Annotated in this window: 26 protein-coding genes; 25 read left to right on the top strand and 1 reads right to left on the bottom strand. The window is 57.8% G+C overall.

Going from position 1 to position 26,644, the window contains the following annotated elements:
• Positions 1–75: 75 nt before the first annotated feature.
• The 4 genes from N909_RS0114130 to N909_RS0114145 are packed head-to-tail and all read left to right on the top strand — an operon-like array spanning position 76 to position 2,303.
• The gene (locus N909_RS0114130; RefSeq protein ID WP_029916216.1) at positions 76–288 is read left to right on the top strand and encodes a SlyX family protein; all 213 of its coding nucleotides are present in this window, start codon (positions 76–78) and stop codon (positions 286–288) included.
• Positions 281–817, top strand: a complete 537-nt coding sequence (locus tag N909_RS0114135) for a rhodanese-like domain-containing protein (protein WP_029916217.1) — start codon at positions 281–283, stop codon at positions 815–817. Before N909_RS0114130 ends, N909_RS0114135 begins: the two co-directional genes overlap by 8 nt.
• Entirely contained in the window at positions 814–1,254 is a 441-nt protein-coding gene (locus N909_RS0114140; RefSeq protein ID WP_029916219.1) for a MauE/DoxX family redox-associated membrane protein, read from the top strand. Before N909_RS0114135 ends, N909_RS0114140 begins: the two co-directional genes overlap by 4 nt.
• Complete coding sequence (locus N909_RS0114145; protein WP_029916221.1) at positions 1,254–2,303, top strand: KamA family radical SAM protein; 1,050 nt, start codon at positions 1,254–1,256, stop codon at positions 2,301–2,303. The genes N909_RS0114140 and N909_RS0114145 overlap by 1 nt, the downstream gene beginning before the upstream one ends.
• A gap of 16 nt (positions 2,304–2,319) precedes the next feature.
• On the opposite strand, the gene N909_RS0114150 is transcribed toward N909_RS0114145, so the two are convergent.
• Positions 2,320–3,249, bottom strand: a complete 930-nt coding sequence (locus N909_RS0114150) for a DMT family transporter (protein ID WP_051689775.1) — start codon at positions 3,247–3,249, stop codon at positions 2,320–2,322.
• 279 nt (positions 3,250–3,528) lie between these two features.
• Between N909_RS0114150 and rnhA the strand changes: the two genes are divergently transcribed.
• The 21 genes from rnhA (at position 3,529) to N909_RS0114255 (ending at position 26,577) form a co-directional block, all read left to right on the top strand.
• Positions 3,529–3,987, top strand: coding sequence for a ribonuclease HI (gene rnhA / locus N909_RS0114155; RefSeq protein ID WP_029916224.1), 459 nt, complete (start codon positions 3,529–3,531; stop codon positions 3,985–3,987).
• 135 nt (positions 3,988–4,122) lie between these two features.
• Complete coding sequence (locus tag N909_RS0114160) at positions 4,123–4,560, top strand: NADH-quinone oxidoreductase subunit A (protein ID WP_036683201.1); 438 nt, start codon at positions 4,123–4,125, stop codon at positions 4,558–4,560.
• A complete protein-coding gene (locus N909_RS0114165) occupies positions 4,557–6,938 on the top strand; it encodes an NADH-quinone oxidoreductase subunit B/C/D (RefSeq protein ID WP_029916234.1) in 2,382 nt (793 codons plus the stop codon). Before N909_RS0114160 ends, N909_RS0114165 begins: the two co-directional genes overlap by 4 nt.
• A 69-nt stretch (positions 6,939–7,007) precedes the next feature.
• A complete protein-coding gene (nuoE, locus tag N909_RS0114170) occupies positions 7,008–7,520 on the top strand; it encodes an NADH-quinone oxidoreductase subunit NuoE (RefSeq protein WP_029916236.1) in 513 nt (170 codons plus the stop codon).
• A complete protein-coding gene (nuoF, locus tag N909_RS0114175; RefSeq protein WP_029916238.1) occupies positions 7,517–8,794 on the top strand; it encodes an NADH-quinone oxidoreductase subunit NuoF in 1,278 nt (425 codons plus the stop codon). Before nuoE ends, nuoF begins: the two co-directional genes overlap by 4 nt.
• A gap of 154 nt (positions 8,795–8,948) precedes the next feature.
• On the top strand, positions 8,949–11,306 hold the full coding sequence (gene nuoG / locus N909_RS23895; protein ID WP_051689776.1) for an NADH-quinone oxidoreductase subunit NuoG: 2,358 nt from the start codon (positions 8,949–8,951) through the stop codon (positions 11,304–11,306).
• Positions 11,299–12,291, top strand: coding sequence for an NADH-quinone oxidoreductase subunit NuoH (gene nuoH, locus N909_RS0114185; RefSeq protein ID WP_029916242.1), 993 nt, complete (start codon positions 11,299–11,301; stop codon positions 12,289–12,291). Before nuoG ends, nuoH begins: the two co-directional genes overlap by 8 nt.
• Before the next feature lie 2 nt (positions 12,292–12,293).
• Complete coding sequence (gene nuoI / locus N909_RS0114190) at positions 12,294–12,824, top strand: NADH-quinone oxidoreductase subunit NuoI (RefSeq protein WP_029916243.1); 531 nt, start codon at positions 12,294–12,296, stop codon at positions 12,822–12,824.
• Positions 12,821–13,345, top strand: a complete 525-nt coding sequence (locus N909_RS0114195; protein WP_029916245.1) for an NADH-quinone oxidoreductase subunit J family protein — start codon at positions 12,821–12,823, stop codon at positions 13,343–13,345. The genes nuoI and N909_RS0114195 overlap by 4 nt, the downstream gene beginning before the upstream one ends.
• On the top strand, positions 13,342–13,647 hold the full coding sequence (gene nuoK, locus N909_RS0114200; RefSeq protein WP_029916247.1) for an NADH-quinone oxidoreductase subunit NuoK: 306 nt from the start codon (positions 13,342–13,344) through the stop codon (positions 13,645–13,647). The genes N909_RS0114195 and nuoK overlap by 4 nt, the downstream gene beginning before the upstream one ends.
• Positions 13,647–15,506, top strand: coding sequence for an NADH-quinone oxidoreductase subunit L (nuoL, locus tag N909_RS0114205; protein WP_029916249.1), 1,860 nt, complete (start codon positions 13,647–13,649; stop codon positions 15,504–15,506). The genes nuoK and nuoL overlap by 1 nt, the downstream gene beginning before the upstream one ends.
• A 12-nt stretch (positions 15,507–15,518) precedes the next feature.
• On the top strand, positions 15,519–17,006 hold the full coding sequence (locus N909_RS0114210; RefSeq protein WP_029916251.1) for a complex I subunit 4 family protein: 1,488 nt from the start codon (positions 15,519–15,521) through the stop codon (positions 17,004–17,006).
• Positions 17,003–18,421 (top strand): NADH-quinone oxidoreductase subunit N, encoded by a 1,419-nt coding sequence (locus N909_RS0114215; protein WP_029916253.1) that lies wholly within the window; start codon positions 17,003–17,005, stop codon positions 18,419–18,421. The genes N909_RS0114210 and N909_RS0114215 overlap by 4 nt, the downstream gene beginning before the upstream one ends.
• A 196-nt stretch (positions 18,422–18,617) precedes the next feature.
• Positions 18,618–19,022 (top strand): CoA-binding protein, encoded by a 405-nt coding sequence (locus N909_RS0114220; RefSeq protein ID WP_029916255.1) that lies wholly within the window; start codon positions 18,618–18,620, stop codon positions 19,020–19,022.
• 103 nt (positions 19,023–19,125) lie between these two features.
• Complete coding sequence (locus N909_RS0114225; RefSeq protein ID WP_084167713.1) at positions 19,126–20,163, top strand: threonine aldolase family protein; 1,038 nt, start codon at positions 19,126–19,128, stop codon at positions 20,161–20,163.
• A 28-nt stretch (positions 20,164–20,191) separates the two neighbouring features.
• Entirely contained in the window at positions 20,192–21,046 is an 855-nt protein-coding gene (locus N909_RS0114230; protein ID WP_029916259.1) for an HDOD domain-containing protein, read from the top strand.
• 151 nt (positions 21,047–21,197) lie between these two features.
• Positions 21,198–22,289 carry an AAA family ATPase gene (locus tag N909_RS0114235; protein WP_029916260.1) on the top strand — a complete coding sequence of 364 codons (1,092 nt, stop codon included), beginning with the start codon at positions 21,198–21,200 and terminating at the stop codon, positions 22,287–22,289.
• An 88-nt stretch (positions 22,290–22,377) separates the two neighbouring features.
• The gene (locus N909_RS0114240) at positions 22,378–23,625 is read left to right on the top strand and encodes a tetratricopeptide repeat protein (protein WP_029916261.1); all 1,248 of its coding nucleotides are present in this window, start codon (positions 22,378–22,380) and stop codon (positions 23,623–23,625) included.
• Positions 23,622–24,092 carry a YbaK/EbsC family protein gene (locus N909_RS0114245; protein WP_036683204.1) on the top strand — a complete coding sequence of 157 codons (471 nt, stop codon included), beginning with the start codon at positions 23,622–23,624 and terminating at the stop codon, positions 24,090–24,092. Before N909_RS0114240 ends, N909_RS0114245 begins: the two co-directional genes overlap by 4 nt.
• A 329-nt stretch (positions 24,093–24,421) precedes the next feature.
• On the top strand, positions 24,422–25,474 hold the full coding sequence (locus N909_RS0114250) for a two-component system sensor histidine kinase NtrB (RefSeq protein ID WP_051689777.1): 1,053 nt from the start codon (positions 24,422–24,424) through the stop codon (positions 25,472–25,474).
• Positions 25,475–25,527: 53 nt separating this feature from the next.
• Positions 25,528–26,577, top strand: a complete 1,050-nt coding sequence (locus N909_RS0114255; protein ID WP_162179125.1) for a DUF4388 domain-containing protein — start codon at positions 25,528–25,530, stop codon at positions 26,575–26,577.
• Positions 26,578–26,644: the final 67 nt, after the last annotated feature.

Consider the following 26,644-nt stretch of genomic DNA (forward strand, 5'->3'; position numbering starts at 1 on the left):
AGGCGCTATATATCAGGTTGCCGGCAATATTCATAAAGGCTGGCTAAGTCTGCATATCCCAAGGGGAGAGGCATTTTGGAAAACAATAAATCGATGAATGACGAACTTGTCGAGCGCTTGAACGAGCTGGAAATACGTTTCACGCATCAGTCCCGGCTGCTGGATGAGTTGAACGATATTGTCGCTGAGTGTCATCTGCGCATAGATCAATTGCAGAGGGACAACCAGCGGCTGAAGAGCATGGTTGAAAACCTGTCACCGGATTTGGAAGAGTCTCCCGATGAATAGATTTTGGGGTGGGCCGGCCCTGCGCAGAATTCTGTTGGAAACGGTGGTGTTGGGTGTTCTCGCCGTCGCTGTGGGGCTCAGCCTGAATTTTAAAATTGTTTTTAATGCCTTTTCCGGTAAGGCGGTCTCCACGGCAGGGGTCGTCGCCGGCAATGACCAGCCGCAGGCGGGAACGGCCCAGGAACCGGCCGCCTTGCCGGTGCCGGTCGCCCTGGACGAACTCGATGAGCTCCTGGGCGACGGCGCCGTTCTGGTGGATGCCCGCAACAGCGTCGCCTTTGCCGCCGGACACCTGCCCGGTGCGGTCTCTTTGCCGCTGGGCGATTTTTCCCAGCTCCACGCCGGGTTCACCGCCAAAATTCCGCTGACGACGACGTTGATCACCTATTGCAGCGGGTTCGGCTGCCCGGATTCCTTTGATCTCGGTGTGCTGCTGCTGGCGGTCGGTTATCAGGATGTTCTGGTTTATGAAGGTGGCGTTCCGGAATGGCGGGATGCGGGCCGTTCGCTGGAAGGAGCAGGACAATGACCCGGGCCGGAAAGACCATCTATCACGCCTGTCGGTTGATCCTGGCGGCGGTCTTTATCTATGCCGGTGCGCTCAAAGCCCATAACGTGGTCGGCTTTGCCGGGCAGATTGCTCATTACCAGCTGCTGCCCTATGCCTGGAATTACCTGGTGGCGGCGATTCTGCCCTACCTTGAGCTGCTCTGCGGTATCCTGTTGTTGCTCAATCGACGGGTGCGACCGGCGGTATTGGCGCTGTTTATTCTTAACCTGATTTTTATCGTGGCGCTCAGTTCCGCTCTGGTGCGGGGATTGGATATCGATTGCGGCTGTTTTCGGCCCGATGCGGCCAACCCGACCGGCCCCGGACTGGCCCTGCTGAGGGATCTGGGACTGTTGGTGCTGTTGCTGGCGACCTGGGCTCTGCGTTGTCTGCAGCGCCCGCTGGAGGCTGAATAATGGCCCGGGAAGCTTGGCAGGAAGCACTGAAAAACAGCATTTCGAGTGTTGCTCAACTGGGGAATTATTTTGCCGTTGACACGGCGGCGTTGGAAGAGGTCGCGGCCCGCTACCCATTTCGGGTCACTCCCTATTATTTCAGCCTGATCACCGCGGTCGGCGATCCGATCTGGAAGCAATGCATTCCCGATCCCCTGGAATTGACCGATAGTGGTTTTGAAGATCCGCTGGCCGAGGAAAATCTGGCCCCTGTTCCGGCGGTTGTCCACCGCTACCCGGATCGGGTGGTGTTCCTGGCCTCGGGAAGCTGTGCCGGTTATTGCCGCTTCTGCACCCGCAAACGTAAGGTTGGCTGCGCTAATATGGCCCTCAGTTTCCGCGAGCTGCGCGAGGGGATCGACTATATCGCGGCCACCCCGCAGATTCGCGATGTGATTTTTTCCGGCGGGGATCCCCTGGTGCTGCCCGATTCCGTGCTCGAGGACCTGCTGGCCCGGGTTCATGCGATTCCCCATGTCGAGATCATCCGGATCGGGAGCCGGGTGCCGGTGACGCTGCCGGAGCGGATCACAGATAATCTTTGCCAGCTGCTCAGAAAATATCCGCCGCTCTATCTCAACACCCATTTCAATCATCCCCTGGAGTTGACCGAACAGGCAGCTCAGGCTTGTGCCCGGCTGGCCGATGCCGGGATCATGTTGGGCAACCAGACCGTTCTGCTGCGCGGGGTCAATGACGATCCGGTGGTGATCGCCGAGCTGTTCCGGGGGCTGCTGAAGATGCGGGTCCGTCCTTACTATCTCCATCACATGGACTTGACTCGTGGCACCGGTCATTTTCGAACTCCGCTGAGCCGCGGCCTAGAGATCATCAAATCCCTGCGCGGACCGGTTTCCGGGCTGGCGTCCCCCTATTACGTGGTCGATTTGCCGGGGGGCAAGGGGAAGGTGCCGGTGTTGCCCGAGTACATCAAGCGTGAGGGTGGCCGGCTGCTGATTCAAACCCCGGGCGGTGAGACCGTCGAGTACCCGGAACTGGAGCTGCCCTGAATTGTCGGCACGCTGGTCAGGGAGTGGGTGTTTCCTTGAAGGGAGAGTTTTTGTTGCCGTTCTTGAACAGGTAGCCCGACAATTCCGACAGCAGCATTCCGCCCAGCATCAGTGCACAGCCGAGCAGCGCCCGCCCGGTCAGGACTTCATCCAGCAGTAACCAGCCGCCAAGGGCGGCAAAGGCGCCTTCCAGGCTGAGCAGGATCGCGGAATGCGCCGGATGAGCGTGGCGTTGTGCGACCACCTGCAGGGTGTAGGCAATGCCGACGGAAAAGAGCCCGCCGTAGAGAATGGGCAGGGTGGCGCGGAGGATGCCGGCCCAACTGATAACCTCTGTGCCCGCCGCAACCAGCAGGCTGAACAGGGCACAAATGGCAAACTGGGCCGAGGCCAGTTTTAGGGAGTTCATTTTTGGGGCCAGCCAGCCGATCAGCAGGACGTGCCCGGCCCAGAAAAAAGCGCTCAGCAACACCAGCAGATCGCCGAAGGAGATGCTGCTGAGACCGTCGCTCACACTGAGAAAATACAGCCCGACGGCCGCCAGGATGGCGCCGATCCAGGTTCCGGCGCCGGGGTTCTGTTTCCAGAACAGCCCCAGCAGGGGCACGATAACGACGTACAGGCCGGTGATGAAGCCGGCGTTTCCCGCCGTGGTATAAACCAGTCCGGCTTGCTGCAGTGACGCGCCGGCAAAAAGAATGATGCCCGCCATAAGTCCGCCGACCAGGATGGCTCTGGCGTCACCGCCGGGTATAGCGGCCGGTTCTTTGCGCTTAGTCAGGATAATCAGCGGCAGCAGGGACAGGCTGCCGATGGCAAAGCGGATGCCGTTGTAGGTAAAGGGTCCAACATGGTCCATGCCGACCCGCTGGGCAACAAATGCAAAGCCCCAGATAGCGGCCGTCAGCAGGAGCAGCAGGTCGGCCCGGAAAGCATTACGGTCCATGGTTTCTCCCTGTTTTGGTGGTGAGGAATTAACAAGCGCGGGAATTTATAGCACAGCGGTCAGTTAATGGTCAGCTAAATAGTGTTAAATGCCGCACCGCTGTGAATCGCTGGAAGGGGGGCAGGGCGTTTGCTTTCAGGAGGCTTTTCGCCTATGCTGCCCAATCGCTTGGTAGACGGTTGACAACCTGACGGTGGGAACTGGCTGTCGATGTTTTTTTTGAAAAGTCCGGGGAAGGACTTTCTGCAACCCTGTTTTTATATGTAAAAGGCTCTATGGATGACCCAGAATAGTCACCTTGTTGAAATATTTTCCGATGGGGCCTGCTCCGGCAACCCCGGCCCGGGCGGTTTCGGGACGATCCTGCGTGCCGGCCAGCATGTCAAAGAACTCTCCGGCTATGCCGCCGAGACCACCAACAACCGCATGGAACTGCTCGGGGCGATTACCGGCTTGGAGGCATTGAAGCGGCCGTGCCGGGTCAGGCTGACCACCGACTCCCAGTATCTGGTGAAAGGGATGACCGAGTGGATCGACGGCTGGCAGAAAAAAGGCTGGAAGAATTCCAAGAAGGAGGATGTTGCCAACCGCGATCTGTGGGAGCGGCTGCTGGCTCTGGCCGAAAAGCATCAGATCGATTGGTGCTGGGTCAAGGGGCATGCCGGCCATCCGGAAAACGAGCGCTGCGACGAGCTGGCACGGCTGGCAATTTCCGAAGCTTCTGCTAGCATTGAATGAGGTTTTCATCCCGCGACGGGATAATTTTTTGCCAGTCGTCTTTTCTGGGTGAAAACATATGTGGTAGTATCCGAATGTTTGTTTCTCTGAATTGAAATATTCTGCTTTATTTTCTGCGCAAGGGGTGTTTTCTCCGTGGCTTCCGATACCGCAGCAGTTGTGTTCAATTCCGGGCCGCCGGATATTGAGGGGCTGATTTCCCTCGGTCTGTATGTCCTGATTGCTACCGGGCTGATTCTGCTACTGATGATTCTGGCCCGGTTTCTTGGCAGTCGCACCCACTCGCAGGAAAAGGATGCTCCTTACGAATCGGCGGTTCTGCCCACCGGGGATGCCCGCCTGCGCCAACCGGTGCCGTTTTACCTGGTTGCCATCTTCTTTATCGTCTTTGATGTCGAGGCCGTGTTCGTCGTTTCCTGGGCGGTCGCCTATGATCTGCTTGGTTGGGCCGGGTTTTGGCAAATTACCTTTTTTATTGTCGTGCTCTTTCTGGGGCTGCTCTATTTATGGAAGAAGGGTGGCCTGGAGTGGGGCTCGCAAGCTGTTCGTGACCAGCGCAGGAGAGTCGGATGAGTGAAAAGCTGCCACAAGGAGTGCTGCTGACGCGGGCCGACGATCTGATCAACTGGGGGCGTAGCCATAGCCTCTGGCCCGCTTTTTTCGGACTGTCCTGCTGTTTTGTCGAAATGATGACCAGTATGACGCCGCGCTTCGACCTGGCTCGGTTCGGGGCCGAGGTGCTGCGGGGAACCCCGCGCGAATCGGACGTGATGATCATTTCCGGGACCCCGTTCAAAAAAATGGGCGCTTCCATCCTGCGGGTCTACGAGCAGATGCCCAACCCCAAATGGGTCATTGCCATGGGTAGTTGCGCCAATTCGGGCGGCATGTATGATGTCTACAGCGTCATGCAGGGGGTCAACCAGATCCTGCCGGTTGATATCTATATTCCCGGTTGTCCGCCGCGACCGGAGGCTTTTCTGCAGGGGATTCTCGAACTACAGAAGAAGATCAGTGCCGAAGAGCAACCGGCGCGCAAAGTCTTTCATCTTCCCGGCGGCAGCGAAGGGACCAGCGTCCCCCCGTTGATTGACGGGATTAGCAAAAGCCGCGACACTCGCGGTCCGGGCTACGGCAACAGCCCGATCCGCGGCACTGCCCAGCAACCCCCTGATTTCAGTAACAGTCGCAGCCATAAAGGCTGGCGACCACCGCAACCGGTACAGACCATGCCGGCCAATACCGAACAGCTTTACCGGGAGGTCGCGGAGCGCTTTGTCGGGCGGGTCGAGCGCGACCCGTTGGCCGCGGACATGCCGGTGCTGACCTGTCCGCCCGAGCTGTTGACAGAGCTGCTGCAGTTTCTCAAGCATGAGCTGCGACCCGGCTATCAGCGTCTCGAGGATTTGACCGCGGTGGATGAACGTTATCGCGGCAGCCGTCCAGACCATCAGTTCACCATGGTTTACCACCTGCTCAATTTTGCCACGCCCGGCTACCTGCGTATCAAAGTGCCGTTGACGGGTGAATTCCCCCAGGCTCCAAGTATTGTCAAGATTTGGCCGTCTGCTGGCTGGTACGAGCGCGAAGTCTATGACATGTTCGGGATTACCTTTACCGGTCACCCCGATCTGCGGCGGATTCTGATGCCGGCCGACTGGCCGGGGCATCCGTTGCGCAAGGAGCATCCGTCGCGGGCCACGGAGATGGCACCCTTTGTCGCCAAGACCGCGCTGGAATACGAACCCCTGGCCGGGGATCGCCTGGTGCCGCTGCCTGGCGCCGATGACGGCAGCATGGTGCTCAACCTCGGACCCCATCATCCCGGGACCCATGGCGTGCTGCGGTTGGTGCTGCGGATGCACGGCGAGGAGTTGTCCGACATCGATATCGATCTGGGCTATCATCACCGTGGTGCGGAAAAGATCGGCGAACGACAGCACTGGTCTCAGTTTATCCCCTATACCGATCGGATCGACTACCTTTCCGGGGTGCAGAACAATCTGGCTTACCTGCATTCTTTGGAAACCCTGCTTGGTATCGCGGTCCCGACCCGGGCGGAGTACGTGCGGGTGATGCTTTGCGAACTGTTCAGGATTGCCAATCACCTGGTCTGGCTCGGCACCTTTGCCCATGACCTGGGGGCAATGACCCCGGTTTTTTACTGTTTCGAATCGCGCGAAAAGATTTTCGATATTGTCGAGATGATTACTGGCGGGCGGATGCATCCATCCTGGTTCCGGATCGGCGGTCTGCCCCTCGATCTGCCCGACGGCTGGAAGCAGCAGGTCGACAAATTTACCGGGGATTTTGGCCGCCGCATCAAAGAGCTGGACAGCATGCTCACCGACGGGCCGATTTTCCGTGCCCGGACCGAGGGGGTCGGCAGCGTCTCCCTGGCCGAAGCGCTGGACTGGGGTTTTTCCGGGCCGAATCTGCGCGCCTGCGGGAAAGACTGGGATCTGCGTCGCTCCATGCCTTACAGCGGCTATGAAAAATTCGATTTCGAGGTTGCCACGGCCAACGGAGGCGACTGTTTTGCCCGTTATCTGGTGCGTATGGAAGAGCTCCGCCAGTCATTGCGCATCGTCCAGCAGGCTGCCGCTGAAATGCCGGGCGGCCGCTGGATGACCGACGACTACCGCTATGCCTATCCGCAACGGCGTGACGGGCTGCATGACATCGAAAGTCTGATCCACCACTTTGTCAATGTCAGCAGCGGCATCTGTCCGCCGCTGGGCGAGTGCTACCGGGCCACCGAATCGAGTAAAGGGGAGTGCGGCTATTATCTGGTCAGTGACGGCGGCAACAGCGCCTATCGTTGCCGGATCCGCACGCCGTCCTTTGCCCATCTGCAGGCGGTTCCCTGGATCTGCGAGGGTGAGCTGCTCGCCGACCTGATTGCGGTACTGGGTTCGGTCGATTTTGTCCTTGCCGATCTCGATCGCTGAGGCGCTGCAGCTGGTAGCAAAATAACGAGAAATTGGGCTGATTTTCACTATTTTCGAGACGGTTCTGAGATGGCAGAGATTGAAGTCATAGATTCCAGCGGCTTGCTCACGGAAGAAGAGCTGAACGAATTCATCCGCCATGCCGGACATCTTGAGCATCCGCGGGAAATGATCATCGATATCCTCCGCACGGTGCAGAAAAACCATGGCTGGGTGCCCGATTCCGGGATTGAACTGACCGCCCGGATTCTCGGCCTGACACCCCTGGAAGTCGAAGAGATCGCGACTTTTTACGACAAGATCTTCCGCCACCCGGTGGGGCGCCATGTCATCCATATCTGCGATTCGATCTGCTGCTGGAGCCGTGGCGGCGAAGAGCTGGCCGCTCATCTGCAACAGCGGCTGCAGATCGAATTCGGCCAGACCACGGCCGACGGGTTGTTTACCCTGCTGCCGTCCTGTTGCCTGGGCGGCTGCGGCAAGGCCCCGGGGGTGATGATCGGGCAGACCTTCTATGGCGAGTTGACCCCGGACAAGGTCGACCGACTGCTCGCTGAATTGAGCCAGGAGGCGCAGGAGTGAGGGACACACCGCAACTGCTCTTTAAGAATCGCCGCCCCGGTGAAACCGTTTTTATGGCAGGTTATCGGGCCAGTGGCGGCTATGAAGCGCTGGAGAAGGCTTTTCGCCAGATGAGTCCGGCCGAGTTGCGTGAGCTGGTCAAAGCCTCTGCCTTGCGCGGGCGGGGCGGGGCCGGTTTCCCGACCGGGGTTAAGTGGACCTTTTTCCCGGCCGACAAGCCGGGGCCGAAATACCTGGTCTGCAACTGTGACGAGATGGAGCCGGGCACCTACAAGGACGGCGAGCTGCTCATGGCCGATCCGCATCAGCTGGTTGAGGGGATGATCGTCTCGGCCTATGCCCTGCAGACCGATGTCGGTTACATCTTTATCCGCTATGCCTATGAAAAACAGGCCGAAAATCTGCGCCGGGCCATCGCCGAAGCGCGGGACGCCGGCTATATCGGCAAGGATATCCTCGGCAGCGGCTTCGATTTTGAGTTGCATGTCCACGGCAGCGCCGGTCGCTATATTCTCGGCGAGGAAACCGCCCTGCTCAACGGGCTGGAAGGGCAACGCCCCAATCCACGCCTGAAGCCGCCGTTTCCGGCGGTCAAAGGGCTGTTCGGCCGTCCGACCACGGTCAACAACGTGGAGACGATTGCCAACATCCCCCATATCATCAACGGCGGCGCGGTCTGGTTCAAGGACCTGGCCCTGACCGCAGACGGTTCCGGGACCAAACTGTTCGGTCTGTCCGGGCATCTCAATCGGACCGAGTGTTTTGAACTACCGGTCGGCATTCCCCTCCGTGAGGTGGTGGAAACCTATGGTCAGGGGGTTTGGCAGGGGCGCAAGTTCAAGGCCTGTCTGCCGGGCGGGGCCTCGACCCCGTATCTGACCCCGGAGCATCTTGACGTCGCCCTTGATTTCAGTACCCTGGAGGCGGTCGGCAGCCGTTTCGGCACCGCCGGGGTGACGGTTTTTGATGACCGGACCTGCATGGTTGCTGCCACCCTCAACCTGATCCGCTTTTTTGCCAGAGAGAGTTGCGGCTGGTGTACTCCCTGCCGTGACGGGCTGAGCATGGTCCGCTGGCTGCTGGAAACCATTGAGGGGGGTAGGGGGCGGCCGGAGCATCTGGCCATGCTCAAGGAGCAGTTCCACAATATTTCCGGCACCAGCTTCTGTGCCCTGGCCGAAGGGGCGATGGGGCCGCTCAGCGGTTTGCTGACCCATTTTGAACAGGAAATCGTCGATCATATCGAGAAGGGCGGTTGTCCTTTTCGTTCCTGAGCATTTGGAGCAAGGGAAACAACGTTGACTCTTACAAGCCGAACGGCTGCGCGTTAACTCTCTGCGCAGAGGTGGGAGGCTTGAATATACCAGCATCACGACCCGGCCGGTTGCCTGGAACAACCGCCGCGGCGTGGACGGGTGAACAGCTATTATGCCGACACTGACCATCGACAATCAGACCATCACTGTCCCCGAGGGCAAAACGATTCTTGAGGCCGCTGAAGAGTTGGGGATTATCGTCCCGCATTTCTGCTATCACAAGGAGCTCGGTGCGGTCGGCGCCTGCCGCATGTGTGCCGTGACCATTCACGAAGGCAGCTTCAAAGGGCTGAAGATGTCCTGCCTGATCAAGGTTGAAGAGGGCATGGTGGTGACCACCACCGATGACGCCTCGCAGGCCTTCCGGGAACGGGTCGGCGAATGGCTGATGCTCAATCACCCGCATGATTGTCCGGTCTGTGATGAAGGCGGCGAATGCCAGCTGCAGGAGATGACTATTGCCAGCGGGCATGGTTTGCGCCGTTACGACGGTCCTAAGCGGACTTACCTCAACCAGGACCTTGGACCATTTATAGTTCAGGAGATGAACCGCTGCATCCAGTGCTACCGCTGTGTGCGGACCTACCGGGATTATTGCGGGGGCCGTGACTTCGGTGTGATGGGCTCACGCAACCGCTTGTTTTTCGGTCGTTTCAAAGAGGGCATGCTGGAGAGCGATTTCTCCGGCAACATCGTCGATGCCTGCCCGACCGGGGTGTTTACCGATAAAACCTACCGTTTCAAGTCGCGCTACTGGGATCTGCAAGAAGCTCCTTCGGTCTGTCCCCACTGCTCCCTGGGTTGTGCCACAGTGCCGGGCGGTCGCTTGCGCGAGTTGCAGCGGGTTCGCGGCGGCGAAAACCAGGCGGTCAACGGCTGCTTTATCTGTGACCGGGGTCGCTTCGGCAGTGCTTATGTCAACGCGCCGCAACGGCCGCGTCAGGCCCGCCGGGGCGAGCAGCCCATCGCTATGGCCGCGGCCCTGGAACTGCTGCAAAACGAGGTTCAGCGGACGCTTCGCGAGCACGGCCCGGAATCAGTGCTGCTGCTTGGCTCGGAACGCGCCGCGCTGGAAACCAACTGGCTGCTGCAACGCTGGGCCGAACAGCTCGGTTGCCCGGCCCCGCTGCTGAGCTGCCACGAACCGCGCCAGCAGGCTGCCGAAGTGGTGGCCCATGACCTGTCTGAGCGCCTGGCCAACCTGCAGCAGGTGCGCGAGAGTGACCTGGTACTGGTGCTGGGGGCGGATCCGTTGGCTGAAGGGCCGATGCTGGCAGTGGCGCTGCGGCAGGCCGTGCGCAACGGCGGCCAGGTCTTTGTCTATGACCCGCGCCCGGTGGACCTGCCCTGTGAGTTCGATCATCAGGCCCTGGCTCCCCTCGACCTGCTCAATTTTATCCTGGATGGTGGCGACGACGGCATGCATATGCGGGATCTGCTGCACAAGGCGGCGCGGCCGGTCATTGTTGCCGGCGCTGATCTGCTCGGTGCTGCTGGTTTGCAACTGGTTCACAAGCTGTCGCTGACTGTTTCGAGCGAAGCGCGACTCTGCCCCGTCTATCCGTTACTGGCGGCTCCCAACAGCTTTGGCAGCGCCCTGCTCGGGTCGCCTGCGGCGGGCGAGCTGCTGACCCGGCTGGAGAGCGGCCGGGTGCGGATGCTGGTCTGTTTCGAAAGCGATCCGCTGGTCGACGCACCGGACCCCGAGCGTTTTGCCGCCGCCCTGACCGGGCTGGATCACCTGGTGGTGTGCGATTACCTGGCAACGCCGTTAAGCACTCATGCGGACCTGGTGATTCCGACTCGCACCAGCGTTGAAACCGATGGGACTTTCATCAATAACGAAGGCCGGCTCAGACGCTTCGCCAAGGTGCTGGAGCCGGGAATTCCGTTGGTAACAAGCAGCGCCGGGCAGCATCCGCCACGGGAGTTTTCTCTGGAGACCCCGGGCAGCGAGCCCCTGGCAAGCAAAGATATTCTGCAGCAGCTGCTGGGAGAGGAGCATTCCCCGCAACAGCTGGCCGAACAGATGGTGGCGCAGGCTCCCCGTCTGGCCGGGTTGGTGGAGCTATTGCCCGGTGCGACCGGGCCGCGGGTAACAGCCGCTCCAGTGCGCGATGCCGCGGCGGCGCTGATCCCGGAACAACCGGTGGGAACTTTGCAGTTGATCATCAGCCCGGCCCGTTATGGCAGCGATCTGCTGAGCCGTCATTCCGCCAAACTGGAACCGCGTTTTCCCACGGCCGTGGTGGCGCAGCTCAATCCTGCCGACGGCGCGGCGCGCGGCCTGCAGGAGGGGGACCGGGTGGTGCTCGATACCGAAGCCGGGTCCCTGACCCTGCCGCTGGTCTGGCAACCGCGCCTGGCGCAGGGCTGTGTCCTGCTGGAACATTCCGGGTTGCAGCCGCAACCGGTTCCCGGCGGCGAGATCAGTTTCTGCCAGCTCAGCAAGGAGGGCGTCGATGAGTGATCCCCTGCTGACGGTGGTTTTGATCCTGGCCAAGCTGATCGCCATCTTTGCGGTGGTCCTGACTATGGCCGCTTATCTGGTGCTGGCGGAACGCAAGTTGCTCGGCCGCATGCAATTGCGCTACGGACCGAACCGGGCGGGCTTGTTCGGGATGATGCAACCCCTTGCCGATGTCATCAAGTTGCTGACCAAGGAAGATTTCATCCCGGCTCAGGCCGACAAGTGGTTGTTCCTGGTCGCTCCCGGGCTGTCCGCGGTCACCGCGTTGCTGACCTTTGCAGTGGTTCCGTTTGGTCCGCCCCTCCAGCTGTTCGGCAAAACCCTGCCGCTGGTGGTGGTCGATCTCAATGTCGGGGTGTTGTATTTTCTCGGTCTGTCATCTTTGGCGGTCTACGGAGTCGCCTTGGGCGGTTGGGCCTCCAACTCGAAATATGCCCTGATCGGCAGTATCCGCGGGCTCTCCCAGCTGATCAGTTACGAGTTGTCCATGGGGCTGTCGCTGGTGCCGGTGATCATGATGGCACATTCTTTTTCGCTGACGGATATCGTCATGGCTCAACAGCCGTTGCCGTTTATCCTGCTCAATCCGGTGGCTTTTCTGGTCTTTCTGATCAGTGTTCTGGCCGAGAGCAAGCGGATTCCTTTTGATCTGCCCGAGGCGGAAAACGAGTTGGTCGCCGGGTTTCATACGGAATATTCCGGGATGCGCTTCGGCCTGTTTTTTGTCGGCGAATATATCAACATGATCATCCTCGGTTCGATGGTCACGGTCTTTTTCCTGGGCGGCTGGCACGGTCCCTGGTTGCCGGGGGTGGTCTGGTTCATCGTCAAGGTGCTGGCGGTCTGCTTCTTTTTTATCTGGACTCGGGCCAGTCTGCCGCGGTTACGCTATGATCAGCTGATGCATTTCGGCTGGAAAATTCTGCTGCCGGTCGCGTTGTTGAATGTGCTGGTGACCGGTGCGATTCTGTTGGGGTTGAATTGACCATGCATATCTGGCGAGACATTCGAGGCACCCTGCAACCCTTCTGGGTGACCCTGCGGAATATGTTCCGCAAGCCGGTGACCCAGCTGTATCCGGAAGAGAAGCCCCAGCTGTCGCCCCGCTACCGGGCACGACTGATCCTGACCCGCGACCCGGACGGCAACGAACGCTGCGTCGCCTGTCATCTGTGCAGCGCCGCCTGTCCCGTCGATTGTATCTCCATGCAGGCAACGGAAGCGGAAGACGGGCGCCGCTATGCGGCCTGGTTCCGGATCAATTTTACCCGCTGCATCTTCTGCGGGCTCTGTACCGAGGCCTGTCCGACCCTGGCGATTCAGGTCACCGGCGATTTCGAACTGGCCGGGCGTGATCCTTTGAAACTGGTCTATGAAAAAGAGGATCTGCTGGTCGACCACTGCGGGCAGAATAATGAGTACAATTTCTATCGCCAGGCTGGCATCGGTGTCGCCGCTCCCCGGGGGAAAAATCCCCAGGAGTCGGACCCGGTCGATCACAAGGACCTGCTGCCATGATTGCGACGGTTGTTTTTTACTTTCTCGGCGTGCTGGCCATTGTTGCCACCCTGTTGGCAATACTCCAGAAGAACCCGGTTCACGCGGTCATTTATCTGGTCAACAGTTTCTTTGCCCTGGCGCTGCTGTTTTACCTGCTCGGAGCCCCACTGGTGGCGGCCTGGGAGGTGATCATCTATGCCGGGGCGATTATGGTGCTGTTCCTGTTTATCATCATGATGCTGGAGGTGTCGCCGACCAGCGGCCCGTCGCGCCTGGCGCCGACCTGGCTGCAGTGGCTGCCGATCCTGCTTTTGGCAATCGCCTTGGCGGGCTGTACCCTGCTGCTGACCGGGCTTGATCCCGCCAGCACCGGGGCGGTGGCGCGCTGGCATGCGACGCCGCGTGATTTTGGTTATGCCCTGTTCAAGGAGTACGCGTTGGCCATTGAAATTGTCTCCTTTCAGCTGCTGTTTGCGGCGGTCGGAGCCTTTTATGTCGGCCGGCCCGAGCGCAGGAACAAACAGGAGGATGGCCAATGATTGTCCCCATTGAACATCTGCTGGTGATCTCGACGATTCTGTTCGTGCTCGGCCTGGCCTGCGTGATCGTCCGCCGCAGCCTGATCATGATTCTGATCGGGGCGGAGATCATGCTCAACGCGGTCGGTTTGACCCTGGTTGGTGCTGCGGCCTTCTGGCAGCGGATCGACGCGCAGATCATGGTGCTTTTCCTGATGGCCATGACCTCGGCGGAGGTCTCCATTTCCCTGGCCATGGTGGTCTACCTGCAGCGGCGCAAGAACAGTATCGATGTCCGTGCTTTTGATGAAATGAGGGGCTGATGGCTGTTTTGTTGACCTTGACCTTACTGCTCCCCCTGGCCGGCGGCATCATCAACGCCTGCTTCGGGAATCGCCTGCCCCGGCCGGTCCCGGTGATTATCGCCTGTGGCAGCGTGATCGCCAGTTTCCTGGCTTGTCTCGGCGCTTTGTCCGGCGCTGGCGGCGACGGGCTCCGGGTCACGTTGTTCACCTGGTTGTCCAGCGGGACCTTTCAGGCGGATATCGGCCTGTTGTTCGATCCGCTGGCCGCGATCATGACTTTGATGGTAACCGGCGTGGCCAGCCTGATCCATCTCTATGCCGCCGGCTACATGGAAGAAGATCCGGATCAGACCCGTTTTTTCGCCCTGCTCAACCTGTTTGTGTTCGCCATGCTGACCATTGTCCTGGCCGACAACCTGCTGCTGATGTTCCTGGGCTGGGAAGGGGTCGGGTTCTGTTCCTACGGGCTGATCGGCTTCTGGTATCGGCAGAGCGAAAATGCCGAAGCCGGCCGCAAGGCCTTTATCGTTACCCGGATCGGCGACCTGTTTTTTACCGTGGGCCTGTTGTGGCTGTTCAAACTGTTCGGCACCATCGGCATCGAGGCGATCAACGGGCGGGCGACGGAACTGGCTCCGCTGACCGTTACCCTGGTTGTGCTGCTGTTGCTCGGCGGGGCCTGCGGCAAGAGTGCCCAGTTGCCGTTGATGACCTGGTTGCCCGATGCCATGGCCGGACCGACGCCGGTTTCCGCGCTGATTCATGCCGCCACCATGGTCACCGCAGGGGTCTACCTGCTCTGTCGGATGTTTCCCCTGGTCTCTCTGTCGCCGGTGGCGCTGGGCGCCATTGCCCTGATCGGCGTGCTGACCGCCCTGTATGCCGCAACCTGCGCACTGGGGCAGCGGGAAATCAAACGGGTGCTGGCCTATTCGACCATGAGCCAGGTCGGCTATATGTTTCTTGCCGTCGGGGTCGGCAGTGTGTCGGCCGCCATGTTTCATCTGCTCACCCATGCTTTTTTCAAAGCCCTGCTGTTTATGGCGGCGGGCTGTGTGATCAACCTGGCCGGGCATGAGAACGACATCTACCTGATGGGCGGGATGCGGCGGCGCTCGCAGACCGTGTTCTGGCTGTTCCTGGCCGGGCTGGTCTGTCTGGCCGGGGCGCCTTTGACCGGCGGCTTTTTCTCCAAGGATATGATCCTGGCCGCGGCCTATGCCAAGGGGAGTTCCTTTTATTTGACCATTTACGGACTTGGCGTGCTCACCGCCGCGCTGACCTCTTTTTACAGTTTCAAACTCGGCTACCTGGTTTTTGCCGGGGATTATCGCGGCGAAGAGCTGCCCCATGAGCTGCCCGGACTGATGACCTGGCCGCTGGTCCCCCTGGCGGCCCTCGGCCTGTTTGGCGGCCTGCTCAACCTGCCGCACCTGTTCGGCGGGCATTCCTGGTTGTCGGCCTGGCTGGTGCGGGAAGGAGATGTGCTGGACCTGCCGGTGGCGGTGGAATACCGCCTCACCGGGTTGGCTATCGCCGTGTTCGTGCTGGGCTGGCTGTTGGCGCACCTGCGCTACTACCGGTTCCAAATCCGGGAAAGTGGTATGCTGAGCGAGTTTCTGCTCGCCGGTTGGCGCTTTGACGGGCTCTATCGGCGGCTGTTGATCCGGCCTTTCAACGGTTTCGGCCGATTCTGCTGGCAGGGGCTTGAAGAAGGCCTGGTGAACGGGCTGCTTGACGGCATTGCCGCCACTTTTGTTTCCTGGGGACAATCCCTCAGGCTGTTGGCAAACGGCCGGATTTCCAGTTATCTGCAAGGCTTTATCTGGGGCCTGCTGGTTATCGTCGGCTGGTTTTTACTCCGGGCAGTGGCATAAAGGCGGATTGCGATGACAGCTGATATCGGAACATCTTCACCACTTCTTAGCCTGCTGCTCTGGTTGCCCGTGGCTGGGGCCGTGCTGTGTTTTGCCAGCTATCGGTCGGCGGTTCTGGCACGCTGGGTCGCACTGGCGACTGCGCTGCTGGTCCTGTTGCTCAGTCTGGCCTGTCTGACCTGCCCGGCCGGGCCAGACGGCTGGATGCTGTTGACTGATCGGTCCTGGATCGAAGCTTTCGGCATTCGCTACAGCCTGGGCATGGACGGGATTTCCCTGCTGCTGGTGATCCTGACCGCTTTTCTCCAGTTGGTTGCGGTGCTGATTTCCTGGGATCAGGAGAAGTACCCGGCGTTGTTGTTCGGATTGCTGTTGCTGCTGGAAGCGGGGATCATCGGTGTGTTCCTGGCCCTTGATCTGGTGCTGTTCTACCTGCTCTGGGAGCTGATGCTGATTCCGACCTTTTTCCTGATCGGTATCTGGGGGTACCGGCGGCGGGTCTATGCCGCGGTCAAATTCTTTCTCTTTACCCTGGCCGGCAGCCTCTGCATGCTGTTGGCGATTATCAGTCTCTACCTGCTCCACGGCGAACAGACCGGGAGCTATACCTTCGCCCTGGCGGCGCTTAAGCAGACCCAGCTCGGATTCGGTCAGGAGATGCTCTTTTACCTGTGTTTCATGGCCGCTTTTGCGGTGAAAATTCCGCTGTTCCCCTTTCACAGCTGGCTGCCGGACGCTCATACGGAAGCCCCGGTGGCCGGGTCCATCGATCTGGCCGGACTGTTGCTGAAGACCGGGGTTTACGGGATGATTCGCTTTGCCTTCCCGCTCTTTCCGCGGGCGGCCGAACAGTCGTTGCCGGTATTGGCTGTGTTGGCTTTGTTCGGGATCTTCTACGCGGCCTGGATCGCTTATTTGCAAACTGATATCAAACGCATTGTCGCCTATTCGTCCATTTCCCACCTCGGTTTTGTGGTCCTTGGCCTGGTGGCCTGGGGGCAAACCGCTTGGGAGGGGAGCCTGCTGCTGATGGTCAATCACGGCGTGACCACGGGTGCGCTGTTCATCGCCATTGCCTTGGTCCAAAAGCGTACCGGCACACGCGAACTGCCAAAACTTGGTGGCCTGTGGAAGAGCCAGCCGAATCTGTCGGCGTTCTTTCTTTTGTTCAGTCTCGCCTCCCTCGGCTTGCCGGGGCTGGCCAACTTTGCTGGCGAGATCCTGGTTTTAATCGGCACCTTCGGCAGCCATCCGCTGTGGGCCGTTATTGCGGTCGGCGGGGTTCTGTTTTCGGCAGTTTATACCCTGCGTATGGTGCAGTGCACCATCTGGGGACCGAGTTGTGAACCTTTTGACCGGCAGGACCTTGGGCGGCGTGAATGGCTGGTGCTGATTCCTTTGGCGGTGCTGGTCGTGCTGCTGGGTTGTTATCCGCAACCTCTGCTCGATCCGTTGCAGTTACCGGTCAGTCTGTTATTACGTTCTGGAGGGCTGCCATGAGTCCGGCTGCACTGCAATCCCTGTTGCCCCAACTGATTCTGGTGTTCGGTGCGACCCTGATCCTGCTGGCGGGAGCCTGGTTGCCCGGGCGGCGCCTCTGGCTCTACAGTGGTGCGGTGCTGGCGGTGTTGGCCGCCCTCTGCGCCGCCCTGCTGAGCCCGGCCCTGACGGAAGTGGGGGGCTTGTACGGGACCTCGCTGTATGCCCGTTTCTGCACTGTGGTTTGGTCCTTGCTGGTCGCCGCTACCTTGCTCCTCTCTCGCCGCTATGCGGATCTGCACCGATTTGGCGGAGGGGAATACACGGCCCTGCTGCTGTTTGCCGGGGCCGGTATGAGTCTGTTGTCCGCTGCGACCTCCCTGATTGGTCTGTTCCTGGGGCTGGAAGCCTTTACCCTGGTGCTGTATATTCTCATCGCCTTTAACCGCAGTGACAATCGCGGTGCCGAAGCTGGTTTGAAATATCTGGTGTTCGGGGCGGTAGCAACCGGTTTCCTGGCTTTCGGAATTGCCCTGATTTACACCGCAACCGGATCTTTTCATATTGTCGAGGCCCTTGGCGGCTTGCAGTCAGGTGGGGCGTTGCGACCGCTCGGGATGGCGGGCTGGGCCATGCTGCTGGTTGCCATCGGTTTTAAGATTTCCCTGGTTCCGTTTCATCTCTGGACTCCGGATGTTTACCAGGGCGCGCCGGCCCCGGTCTCTGCGATTTTGTCCACTGCTGCCAAGGGCGCGGTTCTGGCAGCCTTTTTGCCGTTGCTCAATGTCATGGGCAGCGGTGCTGCCGAAGTCAAGCTGGTGATCTCGCTGTTGGCGATTATCACTATGCTGGTCGGCACCTTCGCCGCCTTGCCGCAAACCAATCTGAAGCGGATGCTCGCTTATTCTTCCATCGTGCACATGGGCTATCTACTGATCTCCCTGCTGGTCGGGGGGACTGATGGCGGCAAGGCGCTGCTGTTCTATCTGATTGTGTACAGCTTTGCCACCTTCGGGGCTTTTGCCGTGGTGACCTCCCTCTCTTCCGAGCAGCATGAACTGCAGGACTATGCTGAGTTGCGCGGGCTCGGTTATCATTGCCCGCGGCGCGCCATGGCCCTGGCGGCATTTTTGTTCTCCCTGGCCGGGATTCCCCCGCTGGCCGGTTTCTTTGCCAAGTTCGGGTTGTTCCGGGCCGCTCTGGTGCATGGCTATACCGGGTTGGCCATCATCGGGATCTTTGCTTCGCTGGTTTCGGTCTATTATTATTTGCGGCCGATCCTTGTCCTGTTTGCCCAGGAAGAGTCGGTAACTTTAGCTCCCAATAGCGGTGCTCGCGGTGAGTATCTGCTGCTGGCCGGCTGCTTTGCCGCTGTGCTGGTGCTGGGGATTTACCCAGGGCCGTTGTTGGACCTGGTGGCCGTTGTCCTGCCTTGAGCGGGGTTTGTTTCTCGCCGGTTGCTGAATAAATCCGTTCCGGGAGTTTTTTAAGCAGGGGCAGGGAGAATCCATGTTTCCCACCCTGACCAACTCAACAATTTACAGAATTGGCGCCGTATTTGATGGCCCGCCGGGGCATGACAGGCTGTTGTTCAACGGGCTGTCCACGGTCGTCGTTTTCGGGAGATTTCGTATGTCCGTTAATGCAAACATCGCTGCGTTTTTTGCCTCGCCTGTGGTCGCCGTCGTTGGCGCTTCGAACAACCGGGAAAAGTTCGGCAATAAAATTTTTCGCTGTTATTTGCGCAACAATGTCCAGGCCATCCCTGTTCATCCCGCGCAATCTTCCGTTGAAGGAGTTCCCTGTGTTGCCTCGGTGAGCGAACTGCCCGATTCCGTTGCAAGTGTTTCCATCATTACTCCGCCACGGGTGACGGAACAGGTTGTCCGGCAGGCGGCCAGGAAGGGAATTCGCAATATCTGGATGCAACCCGGTGCCGAAAGTGCGGACGCGGTGGATTATTGTCGTTCCCAGGGGATCAATCTGATCGCGGATGGGGCCTGTGTGTTGGTTCATTTCGGCTGTCATGGCCATTGAGCGCACCGTTTTTCTCCAGTTTTTTCCCCGGAGTAGGTGAGCTGCCCTGCTTTTTATGTACCAAAAGTAACATTCCTGTTATTCTTTCCTGATGTGTGAAGCGATGAATAAAAATATATTTGCCAGTGACAACTATAGCGGTATCTGCCCCGAAGCGTGGCAGGCCATGGCCGACGCCAATAGCGGCTGCGTCAAGTCTTATGGAGAAGACAGCTGGACCAGCAAAGCCTGCAATGCCTTGCGGGACTTCTTCGAGACCGATTGCCAGGTCTTTTTTGTTTTCAACGGGACCGCCGCCAATTCTCTGGCCCTGGCGTCCCTGTGCCAGTCCTATCACAGTGTCATTTGTCATGAGATGGCTCATGTTGAAACCGATGAGTGCGGCGCCGGAGAATTTTTCTCCAACGGTACAAAAATTCTTTTGGTTTCCGGTCAGGATGGTAAAATCAGCCCCGCAGCGGTGACCCATGCGGTCACTCGGCGAACCGATATTCATTATCCGAAGCCAAAGGTCTTGAGCATTACCCAGGCCACCGAGTTGGGGACTGTCTATTCCCAGGCTGAATTGCAGCGGATCGGGGAACTGGCTGCCGAACACGACCTTAGGTTGCATATGGACGGGGCTCGTTTCGCCAATGCCGTCGCTGCAACCGGGTTGGCTCCAAAGGAATTGACCTGGCGGGCCGGGGTTGATGTGCTCTCGTTCGGCGGCACCAAAAACGGTATGGCGGTGGGGGAGGCCGTGGTCTTTTTCCGTCACGAACTGGCCCGCGAATTTGACTATCGCTGCAAACAGGCCGGACAGCTGGCGTCGAAAATGCGCTACCTGGCCGCGCCCTGGGTCGGGCTGCTGGAATCGGGCGCCCTGGTGAGCAACGCTGCCCATGCCAATCGCTGTGCGCAACTGCTCAGTGAGGAACTGCTTTCGGTGCCTTCGATTCGCCTGATCCATCCGGTTCAGGCCAATGCGGTTTTTGTTCAGTTGCCGGAGCCGTTGCTGCAGGCGCTGCATGATGCCGGCTGGCATTTTTACACCTTTATCGGGTCCGGACATGCCCGCTTCATGTGTTCCTGGCAGACCCGGGAAGAGGATATCAGCGCATTCGGCAGCGAGCTGCGAGCCCTGGCTGCCGATTTGTAAAACCTGCTCAATATTCAGGTGACTGGCGATGAATATGTTCAGCGATTTTGAGTCGATCATCAAAAATATGGGGGAGTTGCCGGCCTCCCCGATTGTTGCGACCAAACTCCTTGAATTATTACGTAAGCCAGAGCTGAAACTTAAAGAACTGGCCAACGCCGTTTCCCTTGATCCGGTCATTTCCGCTCGTCTGCTGCGGATGGCCAATTCGGTCTTTTATCAGCTGGTCAAGCAGGTCAACTCGGTTGATCGTGCGATTATTGTCGTTGGCGAAGATGCCCTGAAAAACATGGCCATGGAATACAGTTTGCGCAGTACTCACCAGACCTATGGGGTGATGGAGCGCAAGCTGTGGGAAAATTCCATCGGCTGCGCGGTTGCCTGTCGGATGATAGCCGCCCGGTTGACCGATCTGGATCCCAGTGAAGCCTATCTGGCCGGGTTGCAGCATCATATCGGCAAAGTGGTGATGATCAATCGCGATAAGGAGCTGTACCGCGAAGTGTTGCGGATCGTTGACGAGGGGCGAGGCCAACTGCGCGATGTCGAGCGCGGACTCTATGCCTATTCCCATGAGATGGTGGGGGCCGCCTTGCTGGACTATTGGAATTATCCCAAGAAGATTGTTGATGTTGCTCTGTACCATCACGATTTCGAAGCTCTTCTGGAAACCGATCCGGAAGTGTTCAAACTCTGTGCGGTGCTCTGCTTGGCCAGTGATTTTTGCCGCTATTTCGGAATCGGTCACAACCAGGCTGAGAAATTCGATATCGCTTTAAGTCGAGGGGTGCTGGCTCTGGAGGCCAATCCGCTCCTGGTTGATGATTTGGTGAGCAGATTTCAGCCCGAATTTATCAGGGAACGGAACCTGTTTCTGTCCTGAATATAACAGAATTTCAAAGGAGGAGAACGCGGCTGGACAAAGCTGCTAAGAATTCTATATATTGTGATAGTTTGATGATCTGTTGCTGTTTCCATGAATTTCTCAATGCCTCTGCGCCAACCAGCAAAGGTATTCAATAAGGAGCCGATCTATGTGTAAAAAGATATTTATTGCTGCAACCGGGCAAAACTGCGGAAAAACAACAACCAGTGTTTCTCTTTTACATCTCGCCCGCAAGAAATATCCCCGGGTCGGTTTTATCAAGCCTTTCGGTCCCAAGCGCATGACTTATCTCGGCCGTTCCGTCGATGTTGACGCAGCTTTGATAGCCCATGTTTACGATATGGAGGATCGGCTGGAGTTGATGTCCCCGGTGGTCCTTGATGCTTATACGACCCGTGATTTTCTGGAAAATCGCAAAGATCCACAGGTCTACCTGGACAAGATCGTCAAAGCGGTCGAAACCCTGGAAAAGGAATGTGATTTCCTGATTATCGAGGGGGCCGGGCACAGCGGGGTCGGTTCGGTCATGGGGATGAACAATGCTCAACTGGCCAGCTGGCTGGAGGCTCCTGTGCTGATGGTGACCGGAGCGGGGGTCGGTAATGTCATTGATGTGGTCCACCTGAATCTGGCGCTGTTCAGGGAGTTCGGCACTGAGGTGCGGATGATTCTGCCGAACAAACTGGTCAAAAACAAACGGAAGAAAACCCTGAAGTATATCGAATATGCTTTTGAGGACACCGATATCAAAGTGGTTGGCGGTTTCAATTATTCACCCATCCTGGCCGATCCGACCCTGAAATACCTGGCGGAATTGCTGGAGCTTGATCTGCATGGGCCGAAAGATCAGGGCAGCCGCATCGTTCACAATGTTCAGTTGGCCGCTCCGGCCACCCAACGGGTGGTCGATCTGCTGCAGGAATCGAGTCTGGTGATCGTGACCAGCAGCCGGGATGAAGTCCTGGTCATGCTTTCCACCCTTTACCACCTTCCGGAGTATAAAAAGAAGATTGCCGGATTGATCATCGTCGGGGTCGCACCGGTCGCGGATATCGTCCAACGGGTTATCGATGACTCGGATATCCCCTACATTCGTACCGAGGCAACGACGGCCGAGGTTTATACCCGAATTAGAGAAGACGTTGCCAAAATCGGGGTCGATGATGAAGAAAAGATCCAGCTGATTCAACGGCTGGCTGAGTCGGAGCTGGATTTCGACCTGATCGACTCGATTTTCTGAAGCGGAGCCGTCGGCTCTAAAGAGCACTGGCACAACCTGGAAAAGAATTTGTTAATTATTTTTTGAATGAGCTCGGAGACGCAGGTTTATGGGGTTTTGGGGTAAAATATTCGGCGGCGGGTCCTCCCTTGAAGCGCTGAAGAACGCAATCGACCAGCAGCGTTTTGCCGATGCCAGGATGCTGGCCGAAGAGTTGGCCGGTAAAGATCTGAGCGCCGCTGAGCAGGCAGAAGTTGCTGCGCTGGCGGCGATTGCCGGAGACAGTTTGGCACGGCTGAATCTGGAGGAGGCGCAAGGACTGCTGCGCAATAATAAATATGTGCAGGCGCGCGAGTATCTCGACCTGGCCAAGGAGCTGGTGTGCAGCAGTGAACTGCGTCAGGAAATCGAAGCCGCCGCCGCTCCGCAACCCCGGGTGATGGATCCCGCAATGACCGCTGAAACGGAACCTGCGGCGTCCGCTGCTCCAGTCGCTGTCGCCGCGGCTGCCAGCATCAGCGTCGATGATGAGGAACAGCTCCAGCTCATTATGACCTCCTATCCGGAAGATTTGCGAGGCCGCTATTTAGACAAGGGAGCCCTGTTTAAAAGGGCTTTTCTGCTGACTCATGCCGGTGAGGACGAGGCGGCTTTGGCCGCCTGGCAACAGCTCGCCGCCGCAGATCATGACGATCTGTACTGGTTTGAGCTGGGCGCTTTGCAGGGGCGTGGCGGGGATCTGGCGGCCGCGCGACAGTCCTTGGAACAGGCGGTGTCCATTAATCCGGAATTGTTCCTGGCCGTTGAAGCGTTGGTGATGGTGCTGATGACCCAGGACGCCTATGCCGAGGCGGAACAGTTGCTGATGAAGCTGCTGGAGAATGGGGTTAATCCGAGGTTTTGCCATGCTCAGTTGACGTCCCTTTTCGCCCGGCAGGGAGATTATGAACAAGCGGATCGCGAGGCGCGGATCGCCCTGACTGTGCATAATGGCGATCCTGAATTCCTGCAGCTGGCGGCAGCGGTATTTGAAAAAAATGGCAAGTTGGCCGACGCCGAAGGGGCGTTGCAGAAAATTCCCGGTGGCGGTTGTGGCGGTGGCAGCAGTCTGCCCCTTGCTGAATACTGGCTGCGGCATAAAAAGGAGCTTGGTAAAGCCCTTGATGTTTTTAATGCGGCCTGCCGACAAGATCCCGACAACCCGCGTTGGCAGCTCCGTGCGGCCCAAACCTATGTGGCGCGCAACTGGCGCAAGGATGGTTTGAAATTGTTGAACAAGGTGGTTGGTGACCCTCGTCTGGAGCCAGCGCTGGCCCAGGAAGCGGAGCAGTTGCTGGCCCAATTGAAGAGTGAATGATGGCAAGCCTGGAAACGATTAAATCCTACTTGGAAGAGTACGACATCGCAGTTCTTGAGTTTGAGCAGGAAACGGCCACCGCGGCTACCGCAGCGGCCGCGGTCGGCTGTTCAGTTGCAGAAATCGCCAAAACCCTGTTGTTTTTGATCGGTGGAAACGCGGTTGCAGTGGTGACCTGCGGAGACATGAAGGTCAAAAGCTCCAAACTGAAAAAGGTCTTTGATCTGAGCGGCAAAGTCAGGCTGCCCGAGATCGACGATGTTGCTAAATATACCGGCTACGAGCCGGGAGGGGTCTGCCCCTTTTTATTGCCGGAGCAGCTGCCGGTGGTACTTGATACCTCCTTGGAACGTTTTCCGGTGGTTTACGCCGCTGCCGGTAACTGCCACTCTGCAGTGCCGGTGAGTGTGGCGCAATTGCAGGTTCTGACCGGTGCCGGGGTGGCGGATATCTGTGATCCGGCTTGATCGGAGTTGTTTCTTCAGGTGCTATTCCTCATCTCCGGTCCGAAAATCAACTAGTTGTCATCCGGAAACGGCCCTTTTCCGCCGTGGCGGTCAATCTATGGGCTTATTTGGGCGGCTTAAAGAACTACGCCTCCGCATAAGCCCTTGATTTCCTTGCCACAACGAAAAATTGCTCGTTTCCAATCTGAAAACTTTATGCGTTGGCATCCGGAGTTTCCGGATGCCAACCAATTAACATTTTATTAGTTTTCTTGAATAAAATCGGTGGGCTGCTATAATTCGCCTTTGACGCATAAAGAACAGCTCTTTGTGATAGTTAAGGCCAGCAGATGCTTAAAAACATGGTGACCCCTTTGAACGATGGGGTGAAGAATACCTGGGGCTTCGCCCAGCTTCTGGAACATATCGATATTGGCATACTGGTCCTGGATCTCGACAAGGAGACCATCGATTACTGTAATGCCGCTTTTTACGAGATGATTCAGGATGAATCTCTGTGTCGGAGTTATGTCAGCTTGCAGCAGCTTTTTCTGGCGGATTCGGCAGAGAAGGATTGCCAGGACCGGGTCAGTCATGTCGCCTGCCGCATGTCCTACCGCGGCCGCCTGTTCGGTTTTTCGGTTTATCAGGCTGCGACCCGCTACCGTTGTATTTTTATTAGTGATATCACCGAAAAAAGCCGCTTGGAGTCCATTGCCCAGGCCGTTAACCTGATGGACAACATTGGCTTCATCTTCTCCGGGATCCGGCATGAAATCGGTAATCCGCTAAATTCACTCAAAATGGCTCTGAGCGTGCTGAAGCAGAATGCCGATTCGGCATCTCCGGACATGCTCAGGGAGTATGTCGAACGTGGTCTAACCGAGATCGGCCGGATCGAGTATCTTCTGAAGGCATTGAAAACTTTCAGTTTTTACGAGTCTGTTGAATTGAAAGATCTCGATCTGATCGAGTTTATGGAGAAATTCATCTCTTTAGTTGAGCGTGACTTTCATGCCTATGGTATTCGCATCAGAACCGAAATTCCCCTTGCGTTGCCCCGGGTCAAAGTGGATGAGCGGGCTCTTCATCAGGTCCTGCTGAACCTGTTCAGCAATGCGGCGGATGCGCTGACCGGTGTGGCTCGGGCTGAAATCAGGATCAAAGCCGAAGCCAAAAACCGTTTGGTCTGGCTGTCGGTCAGGGACAACGGTTGCGGTATATCTCCGGAGCAGTTCCAGCAGCTGTTTCAGCCTTTTAATACCGGAAAACCAAACGGGAACGGCTTGGGGCTGGTCATTACCCGGAAACTTCTTGCATTAATGAAGAGTGATATTTCCATTTCCAGCGATCTCGGGCAAGGAACGGAAGCGGTGGTTCGGTTACCCATTACTCAGTGTTAAGCGGATTTATGCTATAAAGGGAGCTCAGTGTTTCGAAAGATGTGGGTGGTATCGTGAAAAAAATTCTGATCGTTGATGATGAAACGTCCTTTCTTCTCTCCCTGCAAGACGGGTTGCGGGTTCATCGGGATAAATTCGAGGTGTTGACCGCGGGTAACGGCCGGGAGGCTGTTGACATTCTGCGCGTCCAACCTATTGACCTGCTGGTGACGGACCTGAAACTTCCGGAAATGAACGGTTTCGAACTGTTGGCCTGGACCAGCCGCCACCAGCCGCAATTACCGGTCATCGTTATGTCGGCATTCGGGACTCCAGAGATCGAGGAACGGCTGGCCAAGATGGATACCCTGCAATTTCTGGAAAAGCCGCTGGATCTCGATATGCTGCTGGACGGGATATTGACCGGGCTTAACGCCAAGGGGAAAAGCTTTATTCGCGGGATTACCCTGGCAACCTTTCTGCAACTGGTCAAGGCCGAGAAGAAGAACTGTACCCTGAAAGTGACTTCCCTGAACGGTGAACAGGCTTATCTTTATATTCGTGGCGGAGAGCTGATCGATGCCGATTATGGACATCTGACCGGCCTTGGCGCCGCGCTGGATGTTGTTGGCTGGAGTGATGCTGAAATAGAAATGGATGGCGTGTGTCGGCGGCAGGAAAATATCGTCGGGATGGCCATGGAACACCTGTTGATCGAGGCTTTCAAACGCAAAGATGAAGCCGCGGAAAATCAGCTGCGGAACCCCGCCGCGGCGGTACCAAGCCAAGATCCCTTGAGCCTGCGCATGGCCCAGGTCCTGGCGCAGTTGGCCGTGGTTCATGAATTTGCAATTTTTGACAAGCCCGGGAAACTGCTCAAAAAGAACAGCGGCACCTGTACGGTAACCGGGCTGGCTCCGAAAGTGATTGAAAGCATGCTGAATCTGCTCGAAAACGATATCTCTTTCGGCAATAATTATCGTTCTGTGGTGTTTAATGCCGGCAGCAGGAATCGTTATCTGCTGTTTCCTTATCAGGGCTATCGTGTGGTCACGAAGTTAAAGGCAGGGACCGCACCGCAGAAAATTATTGAGGAACTAAAACGGTGTGAAACCACGCCATGAGCAAGCTGGCCTTTTGATTGGCAGACAATAAGCACTGAATTTCCCTACATCGACAACCGAGCGAGGT

The organism is Pelobacter seleniigenes DSM 18267 (genome assembly GCF_000711225.1).
Classification (GTDB): domain Bacteria; phylum Desulfobacterota; class Desulfuromonadia; order Desulfuromonadales; family Geopsychrobacteraceae; genus Seleniibacterium; species Seleniibacterium seleniigenes.